At 71.6% G+C, this 19,138-nt stretch carries 13 protein-coding genes; 5 read left to right on the top strand and 8 right to left on the bottom strand.

What is annotated here, in order from left to right:
• Window positions 1–112 precede the first annotated feature (112 nt).
• From ACZ48Z_RS34065 to ACZ48Z_RS34080, 4 genes are all read right to left on the bottom strand, one after another.
• Window positions 113–1,762 carry an LCP family protein gene (locus tag ACZ48Z_RS34065; protein ID WP_468739753.1) on the bottom strand — a complete coding sequence of 550 codons (1,650 nt, stop codon included), beginning with the start codon at window positions 1,760–1,762 and terminating at the stop codon, window positions 113–115.
• Between the two features lie 97 nt (window positions 1,763–1,859).
• Entirely contained in the window at window positions 1,860–3,605 is a 1,746-nt protein-coding gene (locus ACZ48Z_RS34070) for an LCP family protein (protein ID WP_468739754.1), read from the bottom strand.
• A gap of 153 nt (window positions 3,606–3,758) precedes the next feature.
• On the bottom strand, window positions 3,759–4,943 hold the full coding sequence (locus ACZ48Z_RS34075) for an LCP family protein (protein ID WP_468739755.1): 1,185 nt from the start codon (window positions 4,941–4,943) through the stop codon (window positions 3,759–3,761).
• A gap of 191 nt (window positions 4,944–5,134) precedes the next feature.
• Complete coding sequence (locus ACZ48Z_RS34080) at window positions 5,135–5,869, bottom strand: TIGR03089 family protein (RefSeq protein ID WP_468739756.1); 735 nt, start codon at window positions 5,867–5,869, stop codon at window positions 5,135–5,137.
• A 129-nt stretch (window positions 5,870–5,998) separates the two neighbouring features.
• On the opposite strand from ACZ48Z_RS34080, the gene ACZ48Z_RS34085 reads away from it, so the two are divergent.
• Both ACZ48Z_RS34085 and manB read left to right on the top strand, forming a co-directional pair.
• Window positions 5,999–7,426, top strand: coding sequence for a peptidoglycan recognition protein family protein (locus ACZ48Z_RS34085; RefSeq protein ID WP_468739757.1), 1,428 nt, complete (start codon window positions 5,999–6,001; stop codon window positions 7,424–7,426).
• Between the two features lie 154 nt (window positions 7,427–7,580).
• The gene (manB, locus tag ACZ48Z_RS34090) at window positions 7,581–8,663 is read left to right on the top strand and encodes a mannose-1-phosphate guanylyltransferase (protein WP_468739758.1); all 1,083 of its coding nucleotides are present in this window, start codon (window positions 7,581–7,583) and stop codon (window positions 8,661–8,663) included.
• Window positions 8,664–8,823: 160 nt separating this feature from the next.
• Here the strand turns inward: manB and ACZ48Z_RS34095 are convergent, their stop codons facing one another.
• From ACZ48Z_RS34095 to ACZ48Z_RS34110, 4 genes are all read right to left on the bottom strand, one after another.
• Window positions 8,824–9,831 (bottom strand): DNA-3-methyladenine glycosylase family protein, encoded by a 1,008-nt coding sequence (locus ACZ48Z_RS34095; RefSeq protein ID WP_468739759.1) that lies wholly within the window; start codon window positions 9,829–9,831, stop codon window positions 8,824–8,826.
• A gap of 88 nt (window positions 9,832–9,919) precedes the next feature.
• Window positions 9,920–11,281, bottom strand: a complete 1,362-nt coding sequence (locus ACZ48Z_RS34100; protein WP_468739760.1) for a coenzyme F420-0:L-glutamate ligase — start codon at window positions 11,279–11,281, stop codon at window positions 9,920–9,922.
• A complete protein-coding gene (cofD, locus tag ACZ48Z_RS34105; protein WP_468739761.1) occupies window positions 11,278–12,237 on the bottom strand; it encodes a 2-phospho-L-lactate transferase in 960 nt (319 codons plus the stop codon). Before cofD ends, ACZ48Z_RS34100 begins: the two co-directional genes overlap by 4 nt.
• 34 nt (window positions 12,238–12,271) lie before the next feature.
• Window positions 12,272–12,817 (bottom strand): cysteine dioxygenase, encoded by a 546-nt coding sequence (locus tag ACZ48Z_RS34110; RefSeq protein ID WP_468739762.1) that lies wholly within the window; start codon window positions 12,815–12,817, stop codon window positions 12,272–12,274.
• A 704-nt stretch (window positions 12,818–13,521) separates the two neighbouring features.
• Here ACZ48Z_RS34110 and ACZ48Z_RS34115 point away from each other — a divergent pair.
• The 3 genes from ACZ48Z_RS34115 (at window position 13,522) to ACZ48Z_RS34125 (ending at window position 19,118) form a co-directional block, all read left to right on the top strand.
• A complete protein-coding gene (locus ACZ48Z_RS34115; protein WP_020137941.1) occupies window positions 13,522–13,785 on the top strand; it encodes a WhiB family transcriptional regulator in 264 nt (87 codons plus the stop codon).
• A gap of 195 nt (window positions 13,786–13,980) precedes the next feature.
• The gene (locus tag ACZ48Z_RS34120; RefSeq protein WP_468739763.1) at window positions 13,981–17,640 is read left to right on the top strand and encodes a glycosyltransferase family 2 protein; all 3,660 of its coding nucleotides are present in this window, start codon (window positions 13,981–13,983) and stop codon (window positions 17,638–17,640) included.
• The gene (locus ACZ48Z_RS34125) at window positions 17,637–19,118 is read left to right on the top strand and encodes a DUF5719 family protein (RefSeq protein ID WP_468739764.1); all 1,482 of its coding nucleotides are present in this window, start codon (window positions 17,637–17,639) and stop codon (window positions 19,116–19,118) included. The genes ACZ48Z_RS34120 and ACZ48Z_RS34125 overlap by 4 nt, the downstream gene beginning before the upstream one ends.
• Window positions 19,119–19,138: the final 20 nt, after the last annotated feature.

Below are 19,138 nucleotides of genomic sequence, written 5' to 3' on the forward strand. Positions count from 1 at the left end.
CACACTATCCGCCCGGTCGGGCCTTGAGCGACGTGAGATGTTCCTGTTCCGGTTCTGTGAGTAGGTACGTACGCCCCGGCCACTCCGTTCGACATGCGGCCGACCTGTTCGATCACCAGCGGTAGACCGAGTACACGTCCATGCACTTCGTGGTGTCCGAGCCGTTGATGGCGTCCGCGTTGCCCGGCAGGTCACCGGCCCTGGCCTCGGACTGCTTCGGATACGCCGTCCCGGTACGCCAGTCGGCGCCCACGACGAGGGTGACACCGGAGACGTCGGTCGACTTCTTCACCGAACTCAGCGGAATCCCGAGGGACTTGGCGACGCGCTGGGCATCGCCCTCCAGGTCGGCGCTCGGGTAGCGCACGAGCGTCCGGTCCTCGGAGAGCCCCGCCGTCGCGTCCTTGGATGCCTGCGAGAAACCCTTCCCCACGAGCACGTCGGCGAGCGTGCCCGCACGTCCGCTCACCGGGCCGAGCGTGGAGCTCCCGGTGGCGTTCTGGACGAGCACGCCGATCTCGTCGTCCGGCCCGGAAGGGGACTTGGTCGCCTGCGCGGTCTTCTTCGCGCCCGTGGACGCCTTGCCGTTCTTGTCCAGGGCCACGTCGTCGCGGAGCATCTCCCAGAGCTTGTCGGCGTTCGCGCCGTCCGGCACGACGTGGTCGTCGTCGCGGGGGTCCGGGACGTTCGGCATCGTCACCGAGGTGATCCGGTCCGTCGGCACCGACTTGAGCTGCGTGCCCAGGTCGTACAGCTTCTTGACGGTGCCGATCTCCTCGGACACCTGGAGGGACTTCGTGGCCGCCTCGGCCAGGTCCATCAGCCGCGGGGTGTCGGTGAAGACGTTCTGCCCCTTCAGCGTGCGCATCATCGAGTTCAGGTACATGTGCTGCGCCCTGGCCCGCATCAGGTCGCTGCCCCAGGCGTGCCGGGTGCGCAGCCACTGCAGGGCCTGCTTGCCCTCGACCTTGTGGGTGCCCTTGCGCATCTTCAGGCCGGAGCCGCCGGGCACCGCGGCCGTCGGGTGGTCCCACACGTTCTGCTTCACACAGACGGAGACGCCGCCGATGGCGTCCGCCATGCGCACCACGCCCGAGAAGTCGATCGTCATCCAGTGGTCGATGTAGACCCCGGTGAGGTTCTCCCAGGTGGCGAGCGTGCAGCCGGCGCCGCCGCGGGCCAGGGATTCGTTGATGATGTCGGTGGTCTTCGGGAACGTCTTCCCGGTGTCCGGGTCCTTGCACGCGGGGATGTCGACCCGGGTGTCGCGCGGAATGCTCACCATCGCGGCGCTCTTGCGGTCCGCGGACAGGTGGATGAGCATCTGCACATCACCCCGCGGCGGGACGCCGCGATTGTCCCGGCTGCCGCCGAGCTTCACGTTCTCGTCGGAGTTACGGCTGTCCGAGCCGATCAGCAGGATGTTCAACGGCGTCTGGCCGGCCGAGTTGGCCTCGGACCGGTGCGCCTTGGAGTCGCCGCTGCTGCGCTCGCCCTTGCGGATGTTGCCGTTGAGGTGCTGGTAGTACAGGTATCCGGCGCCGGCCGTGCCGAGTATCAGTAGGGCGAGCGTGGTCGCGGACCATCTGAGCACCCGGTGCTTGCGCAGGGCCCGCCGCCGCCCGTGCCGCCCGCTGCCGGCGTCCCCTGCGCCCTCGCTCCCTGACCCGCCCTCGCCGCCGCCCCCGTCGGGTTTCCGCGGACCCCGAACGGGCCGGGAAACCGGCCGCGTCCCGTCCTCGTGCACACCGCTGCGCGCCATCCCCTGTCTCCCCACCCTCACGCCGAACGAACGAAAAGACCTGCCGTGCGTCCCGTTAGACGCACGACAGGCCCCTCAGGTCACCGCGAGACGGCTCTCACTTGGCGCACTCGACCTTGTCGGCCGTGGACTGCTGCACCCCCTCGGGTGCCTTCGTCGCCGTGGTGAAGGACACCCCGGCACCCTTGAAGTCCTTGCCCAGGGTCAGCGTCATGGCGGGCAGACCCTGGGAGTTGGTGACGCTCTTGCCGGGCTTCAGCGCCGATCCGGACAGTCCCATGATGGCCGCGAGCCTGCGCGCCTGGTCGGCCTGGCCGGGGTCGTACTCAAGGGTGGTCTTCGCCAGCGAGGCGCCCGCGTTGCCCGCGTTCTCCGACTTCAGTACGCCCTCCTCGTTCTGGAGGTACTCCAGCTCGGCCTGCGCGCTGCCCGCCGCAGCACCGCCGTTGAGGACACGCACCCGCACCTCGGACGCGGCGGACTTGGTGCCCTTGAGCCGGGCCGCCTCCTCCGCCGCCTCGGCGCTCTTGGACGCGCTCGCCTTCTTCTTGACCTCGGTGAACGACACGTCGCCCTTGATCATGTCGAAGACCGTGGGCGCCGTCGCGTCGTTGAGGACGACCGTCGCCTTCACCTTCTCCGCCGGGTTGTCGACGACCGGCACGGTGGTGAACGTCAGGTTCTTCACGTTGAGCTTGCCCAGCTCAAGACCGAGGCTCTTCAGCTTGCCGATGCTGTCGAGCTGCGAGTCGACGGTCAGCGCCTTGGTGCCCGCCTCCGCCAGCTTCAGCATCTTCGCCGGGTTGGTGAGGGTGTCGTTCGACTTCAGCTTGCGCATCAGCGCGCTCAGGAACTGCTGCTGGAGCGTGATCCGGCTCAGGTCACCACCGAAGCCGACCGAGTGCCGGGTCCGCACGAACGCGAGGGCGTCCTCACCCGAGATGGTGTGCTTGCCCCTGGACAGCTTGAGCTTGGAGTCCTTGTCGTCGATGTCCTTGGCCAGACAGACCTCGACACCGCCGACCGCCGTGGTCAGCGTCTTGACCGCGTTGAAGTCGGCCACGATGAAGTTGTCGGCCTGGATGCCGGTGAGCTCGGTGACGGTCCGCACCGTGCAGCTGGGCGTCCGTTCGTCCTGGCCCAGGCTGGTGTTGAAGCGGACGTCGTCCGTGCCCGCGATGACCTTGGTGGTGCCGTCCGGCTGCGTGGTCGGGCAGTCCGGGACGTCGACGATCAGGTCGCGCGGGATGCTCAGCGCGGTCGCGTTCGAACGGTCCTTGGAGACGTGCAGCAGGATCGTGGTGTCCGCGTGACCGACGCTGTCCTTGTCGCCGTAGCTGCCGTTGCCCGCGCCGGTGCGCTTGTCGGTGCCGATCAGCAGGATGTTGATCGCCTTGTCCGTCTGGAAGCCACCGGTGCTCGCGCCGTCGTCGGCGACGGAGGTGATGTTGCTGTTCAGGTGCCGGATGTAGAGGTAGCCGCCGCCGGCCGCCGCGACCAGCACGAACGCCATCGTGCCGCCCGTCCACAGCAGCGCCTTCTTGGCCTTCGACTTCTTCTTGACCGGCCGTCTGCCGCGTCGCCCCGGCAGCGGCTCCTCGGGCGGTGCGCCCCGGCGCCTGCGCGGCGGCGGGACCTCCCGGCCGGGCACCACGGGCGCGGTCGTACGACCGCCCGGCGCGCTCGCGCGATGCGGCGAGGGCGCGGAACCACGGGGACCGGGAACACCCGACTGCGGTGCGGAAGGGGTCAGTCGCAGTTCGTATTCACCGGTGTTCGGGTTGAGCACCCACTGGTCTGCGGGGTCGATGTCGCTCGCCCGTCCACGGCCTTGTGCGTCCACGGTTGCTGAATCCTCCGTCGGCCGGATGCACCGGAGCGCTCACACTAGCCCTCCGATTCGCCGACAGGTTACGGCGGTGACATATTCCACTCCCCTACAACCGGGCAATCCGCCCATTTGATCGGACACCGCTTCCGTGCTTTGGGAAACGCTTTACCCGCAGGTGTCCTCGGCCGCCGTGTTGCCGTGGAAGGCGGGCGTGCCACCGCCGTCCTCAGATTCTTCATAGGTTTCTTCGGCAGGGGAATGTTCTGAAACTTTCGGGACTTTCTTCACCACCGTCACCGGGGCGTCCTTGCGCAACCGTTCGAAAAGCCGCTGCGCCTCGGGTTCCACGAGTTGATCGCGATTGCCGTCGTAGACATACGACTCCCGCGGCACGGTAAGGAATTGAACACGCTCCGTGGGGATGTCCCGCAGGCCGCGCACGAGTTCGTACAATCCGCGCAGACTCGCCAGATCCGGATCGGTGGTGAGCGAGGAAGTGGCCGCGTCCAGCACGGGATAGAGCTTGACCGGATTCAGCAGGACGTCATTGCTCTGCACCTTGTTGACCAGCGCCCCGAGAAAGCGCTGCTGACGGTCCATCCGGTCGGTGTCGCTGCCGTCGCCGAGGGACTTGCGGGCGCGCACATAGCCGAGCGCCTGTTCACCGTCCAGCGTCACCCGTCCCGCCGGAAGCCGCAGCTCGGCCGCCTTGTCGTCGATCGGCTCGGCGAGACAGACCGCCACTCCGTCGATGGCGTCCACCATGTCCTTGAACCCGTGGAAGTCGACGACCATGTGATGGTCCACGCGAATGTTCGTGAGTTTCTCGACGGTCCGGATCGTGCAGGCCGAACCGCCTTTCTGGAAGGCGTAGTTGAACATCGTGAACAGGGGCTCGCTGCGGGTCCCGTCCGGCTCCCGGCAGGCCGGCACCTCCACCATCAGGTCGCGCGGCAGCGACACGGCGGTCGCGGTGTGCCGGCCGGCCGCCAGATGCAACAGGATCGTGGTGTCCGACCGCTCGGTCCCGGAGTCCCGCCCGTAGCGCGCGTTCCCGTCCCCGGAGCGCGAGTCCGACCCGATGAGCAGGATGTTCTGCGCGTCCTTCACGAGCGAGGTCGGCCGCTCGTCCTCGTACCGGGCGAGCTCGGCGGCGGCGTCGTCGTCGGGGGTGATGTTCCCGTCGAGCGCGGCGTAGAGCGCCCACCCCGTCCCGACGGTCCCGGCGACGAGGACCACGGCTCCGAGCCCGCCGTACCGGACCCGCCTGCGGCGACGCCGCCGTAGGAGCCCCTTCCCGCTCGCCGACGACCCGGCGCCGGGCCCGAGGGTGCCTGCGCTGTCGGTCACGTGCGGGTCCCCTCGTGGTCTAGGAGTCTGCTCTTACGACCATGGCGTGGACGAGGGTGGGGGAACCCCCGGTGCTGCTCTGTTCGGGTGACTGCACCCACCTATAGGGGCGCGGGGCTGTATCGACATGCGGCTCCGCCGCGTGGGCGCGACCAGCCACGACGGACCCGCACCCGGCATGAAGCCTCCACTCAGCGGCGAGTAGCCGAAACCCGCTCGCTCTCGACCCGCTTGGCAAGCGCCTCCTCACCCAACTGATCCAGATGACGGCACAACACCACCGACCCCCCGTTCGCGAGCGGCCCGTACAACCCGGCGCACACCCCGTCCCATGTGTCGTAAGACAGCCCCGACAGCACGCGGTCCGCCGTCCCCTCCGCCCGGGCCCGCTCGACGACCTCCGCCGCGCTGAACTCCCGCCCGGCGACGACCAGTGCGGGCTCATCGGGATCCACGGGAGCGAACGGCGCGAACCGGTCGCCCTGGCCCGGCACCTCCACGGCGTAGTCGACGAACCCCTCCGGCGTCTGCGGGAACCGCCCGCCCAGCGGCCGCAGCGCGAGAGCGACCCGCTCCCCGGAACACGCCCGTGCCGCTTCCAGCGTGTCCGGCCCGCTCACGACCACGTCGGCCGCCCCCGGATCCCCGCCGACGTCCGCGACCACTCCCACCGACGCGCACGCCAGCAGCCACGCCGCCGTCTGCCAGTGCGCGGGCAGCAGCAGCACCACCCGGTCACCCGGTGCGGCGGCGAGGTCGCCCTGGAGGAGGTTCGCGGTCTTGGCCACCCAATTGGCGAAGGTGGCGACGGACAATTCGACACGTTCACCCGTGGCGTCGTCGTAGAAGGTCACCAGGGGGCGGCCGGGATCCGCGGCGAGCGCGGAACGCAGCAGGTCGGCAGGGGTGCGATCGGTGGCGTTCACCCGCAGAAGCGTACGCGGGGGCCCGGCCGGACGCCCGCGCCCGGGGCCACCGGTTCGGCGCAGTGGTACCCGACGGTCCGTCAGTTCCCAGATGGACAGATTTATATGACTATGTACAAGATCGGGAGCATGCGTGGACTTCTTGCTTCCTCGATCGGCGTCACCTGCGCCGCCGCCCTCGCCCTGCCCCTCACCTCGCCCGCGGTCGCGGCCAGACCGGTGTCCCCGGCGACCGTGAGACCGGCGTCGGGCGCGGAAGCCCTCGGCGGCATCCAGTCGCTGCCCCTCACGCCCCTCGCCTCCCGTGACCGCACCCTCGCCCCGGCGGCCGGCGAACAGGGCCTGCCCCGCCGGGACGTACGGCACTTCTCCCTCGTCGGCGTGATCTGGGACGACCCGGACACCGTGCTGCACGGCCGGGTCCAGGTGCGCACCCGCGCGGCCGGCACCGACACCTGGTCGAGCTGGCAGGACCTGGAGGCCCACAACGACGACGCCGCCGACCCCGGCACGGCCGAGCGCACCTCCGGCCGCGTGCACGGAGCCACCGCACCGCTGTGGGTGGGCGACTCGGACGGCGTCGAGGCACGCGTCCGTGCGGAGACCGACCGCAGGACCGAGGACACGGCCCGCGGCTCCCGTACGGCGACGGCGAGCGCCGCCCTCCCGACGGGCCTGCGTCTGGAACTCGTGGACCCGGGGGAGAGCGCGCCGGCGCCCGACGAGCGGCAGGCCGCCCCCGCGGGCGCCCCTCACCACGACACCGCTCACCGGTCCGTCCCCGCCGACGAACCGCCGGCGGCCCGCGCCGCGGTGGACGCGTCCGCCGCCAACGCCGGTCTGACCGCGCCCGGCGCCGTCGAGATCTCGGAACTGGACCGCAAGCAGACCGAACAGGAGCTGTTCGCCCTGCGCGCGGGGGAGTTGACGCAGCAGCAGCGGGTGAAGCCGTACATCGGACCGCGTCCGCGCATCGTCACCCGGCGCGGCTGGGGCGCCGACGAGACGCTGCGCGAGCGGCAGTTCGTCTACACGAAGAAGGTCAAGGCGGCCTTCGTGCACCACACGGCGTCCGGCAACGGGTACCGCTGCAGCCAGGTCCCCTCCCTCATTCGCGGTATCTACCGCTACCACGTCCAGAGCATGGGCTGGCGCGACATCGGCTACAACTTCCTCGTCGACAAGTGCGGAAACATCTACGAGGGCCGGGCGGGCGGCGTGGCGAAGCCGGTCCTGGGCGCCCACACCCTCGGTTTCAACACCAACAGCATGGGGATCGCCGTCCTCGGCAGCTTCGGCTCGGTCAAGCCGTCCGCCGCCGCGGTGAAGGCCGTCGCACGGCTCACCGCGTGGAAGCTCGGACTCCACGGCGTCAATCCGAAGGGCAGGACATATCTGAAGTCGGGCGGTGGCAACCTCTACCGCAAAGGCACGAAGGTACGACTGAACGTGATCTCCGGCCACCGGGACGGCTTCGCCACGGAGTGCCCCGGCCGGCAGCTCTACCGCAAGCTCGGCTCCACCCGTACGACGGCGGCCCGTCTCCAGGGCCGCTGAGCATCGGGGGAGCCCGGGGGACCACCCGTTTCACCGCCGTCGGGGGGCAGGCACGTATGCCGCACGGCCGTCGAAGGCGCCGCACAACGGTCTGCATACACTGGCCGGTCGAAAGACAGTTCGGGCCGGTCCCGGCAGGAAGCGGAGACGACAGGTGACAGAAGCGATCCTCCTGGTCGGCGGCAAGGGCACCAGGCTGCGGCCCCTCACGGTCCACACGCCGAAACCCATGGTCCGTGCGGCGGGCGTCCCCTTCCTCACCCACCAGCTGGCCAGAGCGAGAGCGGCCGGCGTCGACCACATAGTCCTCGCGACGAGCTATCTCGCGGAGGTCTTCGAACCGCACTTCGGCGACGGCTCGTCCCTGGGCCTGCACCTCGAGTACGTCACCGAGGATGAACCCCTCGGCACGGGCGGCGCGATCCGCAACGTGGCCGCCCGGCTGCACTCCGCCCCCGACGACCCGGTGCTGATCTTCAACGGGGACATCCTGACGGGCCTCGACATCGGGGCGCTGGTGCGCACGCACGAGACGACGGGCGCGGACGTCTCCCTGCACCTCACGAAGGTGACGGACCCCCGGGCCTACGGCCTGGTCCCCACGGACGAGACCGGCAGGGTCCTCGCCTTCCTGGAGAAACCCCAGACCCCCGAGGAGATCGTCACCGACCAGATCAACGCGGGGGCGTACGTCTTCCGCCGCTCGGTCATCGACACGATCCCGGCGGGCCGCCCGGTCTCGGTGGAACGCGAGACCTTCCCCGAACTCCTGTCGGCCGGAGCCCACCTCCAGGGCATGGTGGACTCCACGTACTGGCTGGACCTCGGCACCCCGGCCGCCTTCGTCCGCGGCTCGGCCGACCTGGTCCTGGGCCGTGCCCCGTCCCCCGCGGTCCCCGGCCGCTGCGGCGACCGCCTGATCCTGCCCACCGCACGGGTCGCCCACGACGCGAAGCTGACGGACGGCACGGTGGTGGGCGAGGGCGCCTACGTCGCGGAAGGCGCGCGGGTATCCGGCTCCACGATCCTCCCCGGCGCAGTGATCGAACCGGGCGCGGTGATCACCGACTCCCTGATCGGCACCAGAGCCCGGGTAGGCGAACGCTCCGTCCTCACCGGCACGGTCATCGGCGACGGCGCGGTCATCGGCGCCGACAACGAACTGCGGACCGGAGTACGCGTGTGGTGCGACGCGAGAATCCCAGCGGGATCGGTCCGCTTCTCGTCGGACCAGTGAAGAACGCGGCCTCCGGCAGAAATCAGCCCCTCCGCCACACTCAGCCCCTCCGGCGTTTGAGGAGCGGGGGTCCAGGGGGCAGAGCCCCCTGAAGGACGGGACGGGCAGGGGCGGCGGGGGCGATAAAAACCCCTGTCAACCCCCGTCACCCCCGGCACCGTCACAACCGTCCGATGTCCCCCCGAGTCATCCGCGGGGCCCGCCTCGGCGGCGTACGCCCGCTCAAAAGAATCAACCGAGCCGCCCGATGCCGCTGCCCCGCATAAGGCTCCAGCAACGACAACATCACCGAGTCGTCCGCATCCCGATCCCCCGCCAGCGCGAACCCGACGATCCCCGGCAGATGCAGATCCCCCACGGTCACCGCATCCGCCGCCCCATGACTGCGCTGCACCACCTCCGCGGAGGTCCACGGCCCCACTCCCGGCACCAGCTCCAACCGGGCCTGCGCGGCCGAGGGAGACATCCCCACCCCCTCCTCCAGCCGGGAGGCAACCCGCACGGCCCGCAGAATCGTCGACGCCCGCTTGTCGTCCACGCCGGCCCGATGCCACTCCCACGACGGGATCAACGCCCACGCCCGAGGCGACGGCATCACCCACAACCGCCCACCCGCCGCGGGCCCGGGCGCAGGCTCCCCGAACTTCCGCACCAGCAGCCGCCACGCCCGGTACGCCTCGTCGGTCGTGACCTTCTGCTCCAGCACGGAAGGGATCAACGACTCCAGCACCAGCCCGGTCCGCGTCAGCCGCAGCCCGGGCCGCCGATGCCGGGTGTGCGCCACGACCCGGTGCCGGGGCACGAAAGCGGAAGGGTCGTCGGCGGCCCCCAGCAACTCCGGCAACCGCGAGAGCAGCCACTCGCTCCCCGGCCCCCACGCCTCCCCGCGCACCTCACCGCCGTACACGGAAACCCGCAGCGTCCCGGGCCCGACGGGAGTACGACTGGCCCGCCACACGGAGCCGTCGGGCATCGCCCGGAACGTCGGATCCGCGGGCCCCCGCCGGAGCGCCCCAAGCACCAGCCCGAGATCGACGGGCCACCCCGGCGCCCAGGTCCGCACCAGCCCGGCTTCCGCCCGCGGCGCCTCCCGGCGCGCGGCGGGCACGACGACCTCCCCGCCGCGCACGGTCGTACGCGTGGGCCGCGGAGCGAAACGTCCAGCCACGAGTGAAGTCCCTGAGATACGAGTGAGGCCCTACGAGATTAGGCGCAAGCGGAGACCCGCCACCGCACCTCGACGAAACCGGCGTACGTCACCGCACCTCGATGAAGCCCCCCGCGTCCCGCTCCGGCCGCGGCCGCGGCTCCTCCGCCGGATGCCCCACCGCCACGGCCCCCATCGGGTCCCAGTCCTCCGGCAGCCCCAGCGCCTCCCGCACCACGTCCCGGCAGAACATCGTGGACGACACCCACGCCGACCCCAGCCGCTCCCCGGCCAGCGCGACGAGGAAGTTCTGCACTCCGGCCCCCGTGGCGACGACGAACATCTCCCGCTCGGCCCCGTCCCGCCGCGGGTCGCCGTAGGTGTGCGACCCGTCCATCACCAGACAGGGCACGACGAGATACGGCGCCTTCCGCAGGACGTCCCCCCGCCGCACCCGCTTGGCGATGGACTCCTCGGACTTGCCGTCCCGCCGCAGATCGGCGATCCAGGCGTCCCGCATGGCGTCCAGCAGCCCGGTCCGCGCACCCTCGGATTCCAGGAGCACGAACCGCCACGGCGTCGTGTGATGCGGCGCCGGCGCGGTGACGGCCGCGGCGACGGCCCGTCGTACGGCCCCGGGGTCCACCGGTTCGTCGGTGAAGGCCCGGACCGTACGGCGCTGCGTGACCGCTTCCCGGACGGCCTCCGAGGTCCCCAGCCGGAACATGTCGTCGCGCGCGTCGCGCACCATGGCCCGTGCCCCCTCCCCGGGCTCCTCGGCCACCACATGCGCCAGCCCGCGCACGACGGCGACGGGCAGCCCGGCGGCCTTGCCCTTGACGAGATCCCCGGCGGCGGCCAGTTCGTCGGCGGTCGCCACGACGGTCGCGCCCAGCGGATTGCCGTACGCGTCGGTGCCGCCCCGCAGATCGTCCAGCACCCGCACCCCGGCGGCGCCGATCGCGACATCGGTCAGCCCCGCGCGCCAGGGCCGCCCGAAGGTGTCGGTCACCACGACGCCCACCCGGACCCCGAGGACGTCCCGCAGCCCGTCCCGGATCGCCCGCGCGGACGCGTCCGGGTCCTCGGGCAGCAACAGCACGGTCCCCGCGGGGGTGTTGGAGGCGTCCACCCCGGCGGCGGCCATCACGAGCCCCTGCCGGTTCTCGACGATCCGCAGCGCCCCGCGCCGCGCCACGACCCGCACCGTCTCGGCGTCGATCGCGGCCTCCCGGTCGCCCGCCTCGACGACCCGCCCCTCAGCCTTGGACACGATCTTCGAGGTGACGAGCAGGACATCCCCGTCCCGGAGCCCGGGTTCGGCGGCGGCGATCAGCTTGGCCAGGTCGTCGCCCCGGGCGACCTCGGGGATTCCGGAGACGGCCCACACGCGGTAGCCGTCGGCGGACTCCTTCTTCTGCGCCGCCGTCTCCCGGGACTGCGGCCCACCTGCCGTGCTCTCGCCGCTCAAGACGCCCGCACCTCCTCCGCCAGCCGCAGCGCCTCCTGGGCCATCCGCGCGGTCGCGTCGAGGTCGCTCATCATCAGCGGCACGGCACGGCAGCGGATGCCCGCCGACTCGACCCGCTCGACCGCGCCCGCGTCGACGGTGTCGACGAGCCAGCCGTCCAGCAGCCCCGAGCCGTAGTGCTCGGCGACCGCCGCGGCACTCGACTCGACGCCGACCGCCGCCAGGACCTTGTCGGCCATGCCGCGCACAGGCGAGCCCCCGACGATGGGGGACAGGCCCACCACCGGCACCCCGGCCTCGGCGATCGCCTCACGGATACCGGGCACGGCGAGGATCGTGCCGATGGACACGACCGGGTTGGACGGCGGGAACAGCACGACGTCCGCCTCCGCGATCGCCTCCAGCACCCCCGGCGCCGGCTTGGCCTGCTCCGCGCCCACCGGCACGATCGCCTCGGCCGGCACCGAGGCCCGCAGGCGCACCCAGTACTCCTGGAAGTGGACCGCCTTGCGCTCCCCGTCGACCTCGACGGCGACATGCGTCTCGATACGGTCGTCGCTCATCGGGATCAGCCGCACCCCCGGCTTCCACCGGTCGCACAGCGCCTCGGTCACCGCGCTCAGCGGATACCCGGCGCCGATCATCTGCGTCCGCACGATGTGCGTGGCGAAGTCCCGGTCCCCGAGCCCGAACCACTCGGGCCCGACGCCGTACGCCGCGAGTTCCTCCTTGAGGTGGAAGGTCTCCTCGGCCCGCCCCCAGCCCTGCTCCTCGTTGATACCGCCGCCGAGGGTGTACATCACCGTGTCGAGGTCCGGGCAGACCTTCAGCCCGAAGAGGTGGATGTCGTCCCCGGTGTTGCCGATGACCGTGATGTCCGCGTCCGGCGCGGCCTGCTTGAGACCGCGCAGGAACCGGGCACCGCCGATGCCGCCTGCCAGAACCACAATGCGCATGGGAGCAAGTCTTGCAGGCGGGTACGACAACGCGTCATGCGGTCACGACGTCCGCCTCGCCGAGGGTCTCGCGGGCGGTGCAGGCGATGGGGGATGCCCCGGTCGGACGAAGGTGGGACTCGGGGAGCATCGGCATCTCGGTCAGGCCCGGGTAGTAGACGTGCAGGCTCACCGCCGGCTCCAGCGCGTCGTTGACCACCTCGTGCATGTACCCCGGCGCGAACACGCGCTGCGCACCCGCCTCCAGCACGCGCGTGCCCCGCTCGGTGCGCTCCGTCAGCGCGCCCTCCAGGACGGTGAGGATCCCGGAGGAGCGGCCGTGGTCGTGCAGCCCGCTGCCCTGTCCCGGCACCCAGGACAGCAGCCACACCTCGTAGCCGGGGCCGGTACGCAGCCGGTGGTACCAGCGGCTCGTCGCGTCGTACCGGACGAGGTGCGCCCACTGCGAGCGGTCGTCGGCGATGGAGCGGGCCAGCCCGACGAACTCGGCGACGGTGGCCGGGTGCTCGCGCGGGGCCTGGAGGAGGTGCGGGACCTCGAGGAGGTCACCGGCGATCTGGAGGTCGTTGTCGCTGTTCATGGAGTGCGGTGGGTCCTCAGCGGAAGAGTGTGGGGATGGCTGGGTGTCGCGTGCCGTCCGCCCGGGTCACGGAAAGACAGGAATGCCCTGGTGCGGGCGGGGAACAAGCAGCCGAGTCACGGTGGACTCAGAAACAGCCGGAGCGCGTTGGGCTCAACAGCTGGAACAACAACAACAGCTACGGCGAGCGAGGACAGCACCGTGGGACCCGGCGGAGCGGATCGAGGTGAGTGCCAAGTTCGCGAGCATGCCCACAAGGACAGCGGCTCACACTCGCACTGTCAACTCGACACCCGGTATGTGGGACATGTTTCACCTCATCCGGTCCATCTCCATGGTGAAAGGTTTGTTCATGGGTCCACCGGGACACATGGCGCTCAACCGGGCGCACGGGCCGTGACTTCGCCGCGACTTCCACGCGCGCGTGACGGAACGAGATCGAACTGGTGGGCGTCCTTCCCTGTACAGGCCCGAAAGGCCTGGTGTGGCTCGGCAGCCCTCTCGGGCCGCATCTGCTTGTCAAGGTTTATGCCGATTTGAACACTTTCCGCTAGGCCTTGGTTCCGCAGAGTGAATAAGGGGCCCAATAGCAGATCTCGGCTTGACTCGCCCGGAGCAGCACACTTGTAATTTCACTCGTGTCGTTCAGCCGACATCGGTAACGGCTACATCACGGGGACGCGAAAGACAGACGAGGGGCGCACATGACCGAGACGGTGCAGCAACTGCTGGTCGACGACGCGGACGAGGAACTCGGCTGGCAGGAGCGCGCGCTGTGCGCCCAGACCGACCCCGAGTCCTTCTTCCCGGAGAAGGGCGGCTCCACCCGCGAGGCCAAGAAGGTCTGCCTCTCCTGCGAGGTCCGCTCCGAGTGCCTCGAATACGCTCTCGCCAACGACGAACGCTTCGGCATCTGGGGCGGCCTGTCCGAACGCGAACGCCGCCGGCTGAAGAAGGCCGCCGTCTGACGCGGGTCACTCTTCCCGGCACTCGGCGCAGCACTTCCCGCACGCAACCGAACGGCCCGTCGCACCTGGGTTATCCACAGGCGGCGGGCCGTCGTCGTGCCCAGCCGATAGTGTGGGCGCTCGTCCGAGACGCCTCGCCGCCCCCAGCGGACACAGGCGCCCACCGCAGTCCACCGAACCGGGGCCCGTACCTCGATGTCCGTGCACAGCCACACGGCAGCCCACGACCACGCTGCCACTCCTGAGTTCCCGCGTCATGTGGTGACCGCGGTGCTCGTCTCCCACGACGGCGCCCGCTGGCTGCCCGACGCGCTCGCCGGGCTGCTCGGCCAGGAGCGCCCCGTGCAGTTCGCCATGGCCGCCGACACCGGCAGCGCGGACGACTCCGCCCAGCTGGTCACCGACACCCTGGGCGCCGACCGGGTCCTGCACCTCGCCCGGCGCACCGGTTTCGGCCAGGCCGTCGAGGAGGCGAACCGCACCGCCCCCGTCCTCACCCCGGACGAGCTGCCGTACCTGAAGCGGCCCAGCGGCTGGGACCCCGTCACGCGCACATGGCGGGACGACGCCTACGACCTGCCGGAGCTGCCGCACGGCGAGCCGGTCCAGTGGCTGTGGCTGCTGCACGACGACTGCGCCCCCGAACCCGACGCGCTGGCCCAGCTGCTGCGCGTCGTGGAGAACGAACTGGAGCTCGGCCGGGACGACGTCGCCGTCGTCGGCCCCAAGCTCCGCGGCTGGTACGACAAGCGGCAGCTCCTTGAGGTCGGCGTCTCCATCGCCAACTCCGGCCGCCGCTGGACCGGCATCGACCGCCGTGAACAGGACCAGGGCCAGCACGACCACGTCCGGTCCGTGCTGTCGGTGTCCACCGCCGGAATGCTGATCCGCCGCGACCTCTTCGAGCAGCTCGGCGGCTTCGACCGGCGGCTGCCCCTCATGCGCGACGACGTCGACCTGTGCTGGCGCGCCCAGGCCGCCGGCCACCGTGTCCTCATCGCCCCCGAAGCCGTCGTACGCCACGCCGAGGCGGCCTCCCGAGAGCGCCGCGCCGTCGACTGCGCGGGCCGCACCACCGCGTCCCCGCACAAGGTCGACAAGGCCGGAGCCGTCTACACCCTGCTCGTCAACACGCGTACGGCCGCGCTGCCCTGGGTGCTGGTGCGGCTGATCCTCGGCACCCTGCTGCGGACCGTCGCCTACCTGGTGGGCAAGGTGCCCGGCCAGGCCGTCGACGAGATCCGGGGCCTGCTCGGCACCCTGCTGCGGCCCGAGCGGATCATCGCGGGGCGGAGCAGGCGGGGCAAGCCGGTCGTCGACAAGGAAGAGCTCAGGCAGCTGTTCCCGCCGCGCGGCGCGACCGTGCGGGCCACCGTGGAACAGGTCGCCGGCGACTTCTTCGGCGGCTCCGACGCCGAGGCCACCGCGGCCGGACGCCATGGCGGCGGCATCGAGTCCGGGCCCGGCGGCGACGACGCGGACTTCCTGGAGATCGAGCAGTTCGCCCGCCTCAAGCGCATCGCCCGCAAGCCCGGCCCCGTGCTCTTCCTCGCCCTGCTGCTCGTCGCCCTGGTCGCCTGCCGCAACCTCCTGGGCGGCGGCGCGCTCGCGGGCGGCGCCCTGCTGCCCGCCCCGGCCGACGCGAGCGACCTGTGGTCGCGCTTCGCGGATGCGTGGCACACGGTGGGCGCGGGCGGCACCTCGTCGGCGCCGCCCTACCTGGCGATCATCGCCGCGGTGTCCTCCGTCCTGTTCGGCTCGACCGGGATCGCGCTGACGGTCCTGCTGGTCTGTTCGGTGCCACTGGCCGGCGTCACCGCCTACTTCGCCTCCCGCCCCCTCGTCGAGTCCCGCCTGCTGCGCGCGTGGGCGGCCGTCGTCTACGCCTTCCTGCCCGCCGCCACCGGTGCCCTCGCCGGCGGCCGCGTCGGCACCGCCGTCCTCGCCGTCCTGCTGCCGCTCCTCGCGCGCGCGGGCGTCGCGGCCGGCGGACTGACGAACACCACGGGCGGGCGCGGCAGTTGGCGGGCCAGCTGGGCGTTCGCCCTGCTGCTCACCGTCACCACCGCGTTCACGCCGATCATCTGGCCGATCACACTGCTCCTCGGCCTCGGTCTGCTGGCCGTGCGCCGCACCGACATCACCGCCTACGGGCTGCGCTTCCTGGCCCAGTTCGGCACCCCCCTGCTGGTCCTCGCGCCCTGGTCGCTGACCCTGCTCCCGTTCGGCTTCTTCGAGCAGGCCGGCCTGGAGTACGGCTCCTCCAGCGCGTCCGCCCTCGACCTGCTCGGAGCCAGCCCCGGCGGTCCCGGCACCGTCGACGGACTGATGCTCATCGGCGTCGTGCTGGCCGCGCTCGCCGCCCTGCTGCGCACCGAGCGGCAGTTCGGCATCTGGACAGCCTGGGTGGTGGCCCTGGTGGGCCTCGTCTTCGCGGTCCTGTCCAACGACTCGGCCTGGGCGGGCCCCGCCACCCTCGTCTACGGCCTCGCCCTGCTGGCCGCCGCCGCCCTCGGCGCCGACGGGGCACGCGCGCGTGTGGCGGAGCAGAGCTTCGGCTGGCGCCAGCCGGTGGCCGCACTGATCGCCTTCGCGTCCGCCGCGGGCCCGCTGCTCCTCGCCGCGGGCTGGATGATCGGCGGCGCCGACGGACCGCTGGAGCGCCGCGACCCCGTCCAGGTGCCCGCGTTCGTCGCCGAGGAGAGCGGCACCCGCGACCAGGCCCGCACCCTCGTCCTCGACAGCGACTCCTCCGCGCACGTCGGCTACATGCTGGTGCGCGGCTCCGGCGCCCGCCTCGGCGACGCCGAACTCGCGGCGGCCGACGGCGAGAACAGCAAGCTCGACAAGGTCGTCGCCAACCTCGTCGCCGGCTCCGGCGCCGACCAGGCCGACCAGCTCGGCGGCTTCGCCGTGCGCTACGTCCTCGTCCACAAGGGTGCGCCTCGCGCGGTCACCCGTGTGCTGGACGCGACGCCCGGCCTGACCCGGCTCAGCCAGCAGGACGGCACCGGACTGTGGCGGGTCGACCAGGAGGTCGCGCGCGCGACCATCGTCGCGAAGTCCGGCTCCGGCACCGCGCAGCCCGTCGCCGCGGGCCCCGTCGACATCCGCACCACGATCCCGTCCGGCGCCGACGGCCGGATCCTGCGCCTCGCCGACACCGTGAACGAGGGCTGGACGGCCACCCTGGACGGCAGGCCGCTCACCGCCACCACCGTCGACGGCTGGGCCCAGGGCTTCGAACTCCCCGCCTCCGGCGGCACACTGGACGTCACCTTCGACGACCCCTTCACCCACACCCTCTGGCTGTGGGCACAGGGCTTCCTCGCCGTCGTCCTCGTGGTGCTGGCCCTGCCGGGCCGTCGCCGTGACGTCGACGACGACCTCCCCGAGGAGCCGGCGATCCCGGCCCAGGCCGTGGCGGGCGAGGGCCGCCGCGCCCGCCGCCTGCGCGCCCAGGCCGAGGAGACCGCACCGGGCGAGGACGTCCCTCCTCCTCAGGAGGAGGAGGCTCTGGCGGCCGTCCCGCAGCAGCAGCCCTACGGCGACTGGGACGCCCCGAACTACGCGAACGCCGAGTACAACACCTACGCGGGCGACCAGTACCAGGGCACCGCCGAGCAGTACCCGGCGGGCGGCTACGACCAGCAGTCGTACCAGGCGGACCCGTACCAGGGCGGCCAGTACGACCCGTACGCCTACGGCGGGCAGTCCCCGCAGACGTCGTACGACCAGACGTACGGCGGCCAGTACGAGCAGCAGTACGACCAGGGCTACGACCCCGCGTACGACCCGGCGCAGCAGCAACCGGGCCCCGCCGGCAGTGAGCGCCCCGACGGGAGTCAGCAGTGAACCGCACCACCCTGTCCTTCCTCGCCGGCCTCGCCGCGCTCGCCGCCGTCACCGGCTTCGCCACGCTCGGCTCACCGCAGGCCGCGGTCACCGCGGGGACGGCCACCGAGCTGCCCGTGGAGCGCACCAGCCTGCTGTGCCCGGCGCCGAGCACCTCCGACATCGCGGAGACGTCGTACACGTCGTTCACGCCTGTCACCAAGGACGCGGGCAGCAGCGGCAAGGCCGAACTCCAGGCGGCCGCCGTGGAGTCCGGCGGCAAGAGCGCGGGCAAGAAGAAGGCCGCCAAGCCGGTACTCGCACCCGGTGAGCCTGGCAAGCCCGCCACCGGGGACACCTCCGGCGGGGGTGCGTCCGCCCTCGTCGGCACCGCCGAGGGCACGTTCGCGCCGGGCTGGACCGTCCAGGAGACCACGGAGGTCGCCGCGGGCTCCGGACGCGGACTCCAGGGCGTCAACTGCTCCGCCCCCGACACGGAGTTCTGGTTCCCGGGGGTGAGCACGGCCGCCGACCGCACCGACTACGTGCACCTGACCAACCCCGACGACTCCGCCGCCGTCGTCGACATCGGGCTCTACGGCAAGGACGGCGCCCTCGACTCCACCCTGGGCGAGGGCATCACCGTCGCGCCGCACTCCAGCGACCCGATCCTGCTGTCCACGCTCACGCAGGAGAAGCAGGACAACCTCACCATCCATGTGAACGTCCGCAGCGGGCGCGTGGGCGCTGCCGTGCAGGCCCTGGACGACAAGCTCGGCGGCGACTGGCTGGCCGCGTCCACCGACCCCTCCGGCAGCCTCGTGCTGCCGGGCATCCCCAAGGACGCCACCGCCGTGCGCCTGGTCGCCTTCACACCCAGTGAGGCCGACGCCGACCTGAAGGTGCAGCTCGCCTCCCCGTCCGGCCTGATCACCCCCGCCGGGAACGAGACGCTGCACGTGAAGGGGGGCATGACGACCGCCGTCGACCTAGGCGACGTCACGCGCGGGGAGGCCGGCTCGCTGGTCCTGACCCCCACCGACACCTCCGTGCCGGTGGTCGCCGCCCTGCGGGTCGTCCGCGGCAAGGGCGACAACCAGGAGACGGCCTTCATCCCGGCCACACGTCCCGTCGGCGCACGCGCGACGGTCGCCGACAACAGGGCCAAGGGCACCACGCTCTCCCTGACCGCCCCCACCCGGGCGGCCACGGTCAAGGTCACCGCCTCCGCGGGCAGCAAGGGCGGCGAGGCCGTCTCGAAGACCTTCACCCTCAAGGCGGGCACCACCGAGAACGTCGAGGCGCCCACCCCGACCGGCCTCAAGGGCACCTACGCCCTGACGGTGGAGACCGTCTCGGGCGGCCCGGTCTACGGCGCCCGCACCCTGGCGGCGACACAGGACGGCGTTCCCGGCTTCACCGTCCAGACCCTCCCGGACGACCGGGGCATGGTGGCCGTACCGGAGGCGGACGAGGACCTGTCGGTGCTGCAGAAGTAGCGCAGGTGATCCGCGGGCGG

It is taken from the genome of Streptomyces sp. NPDC031225, from assembly GCF_055570355.1.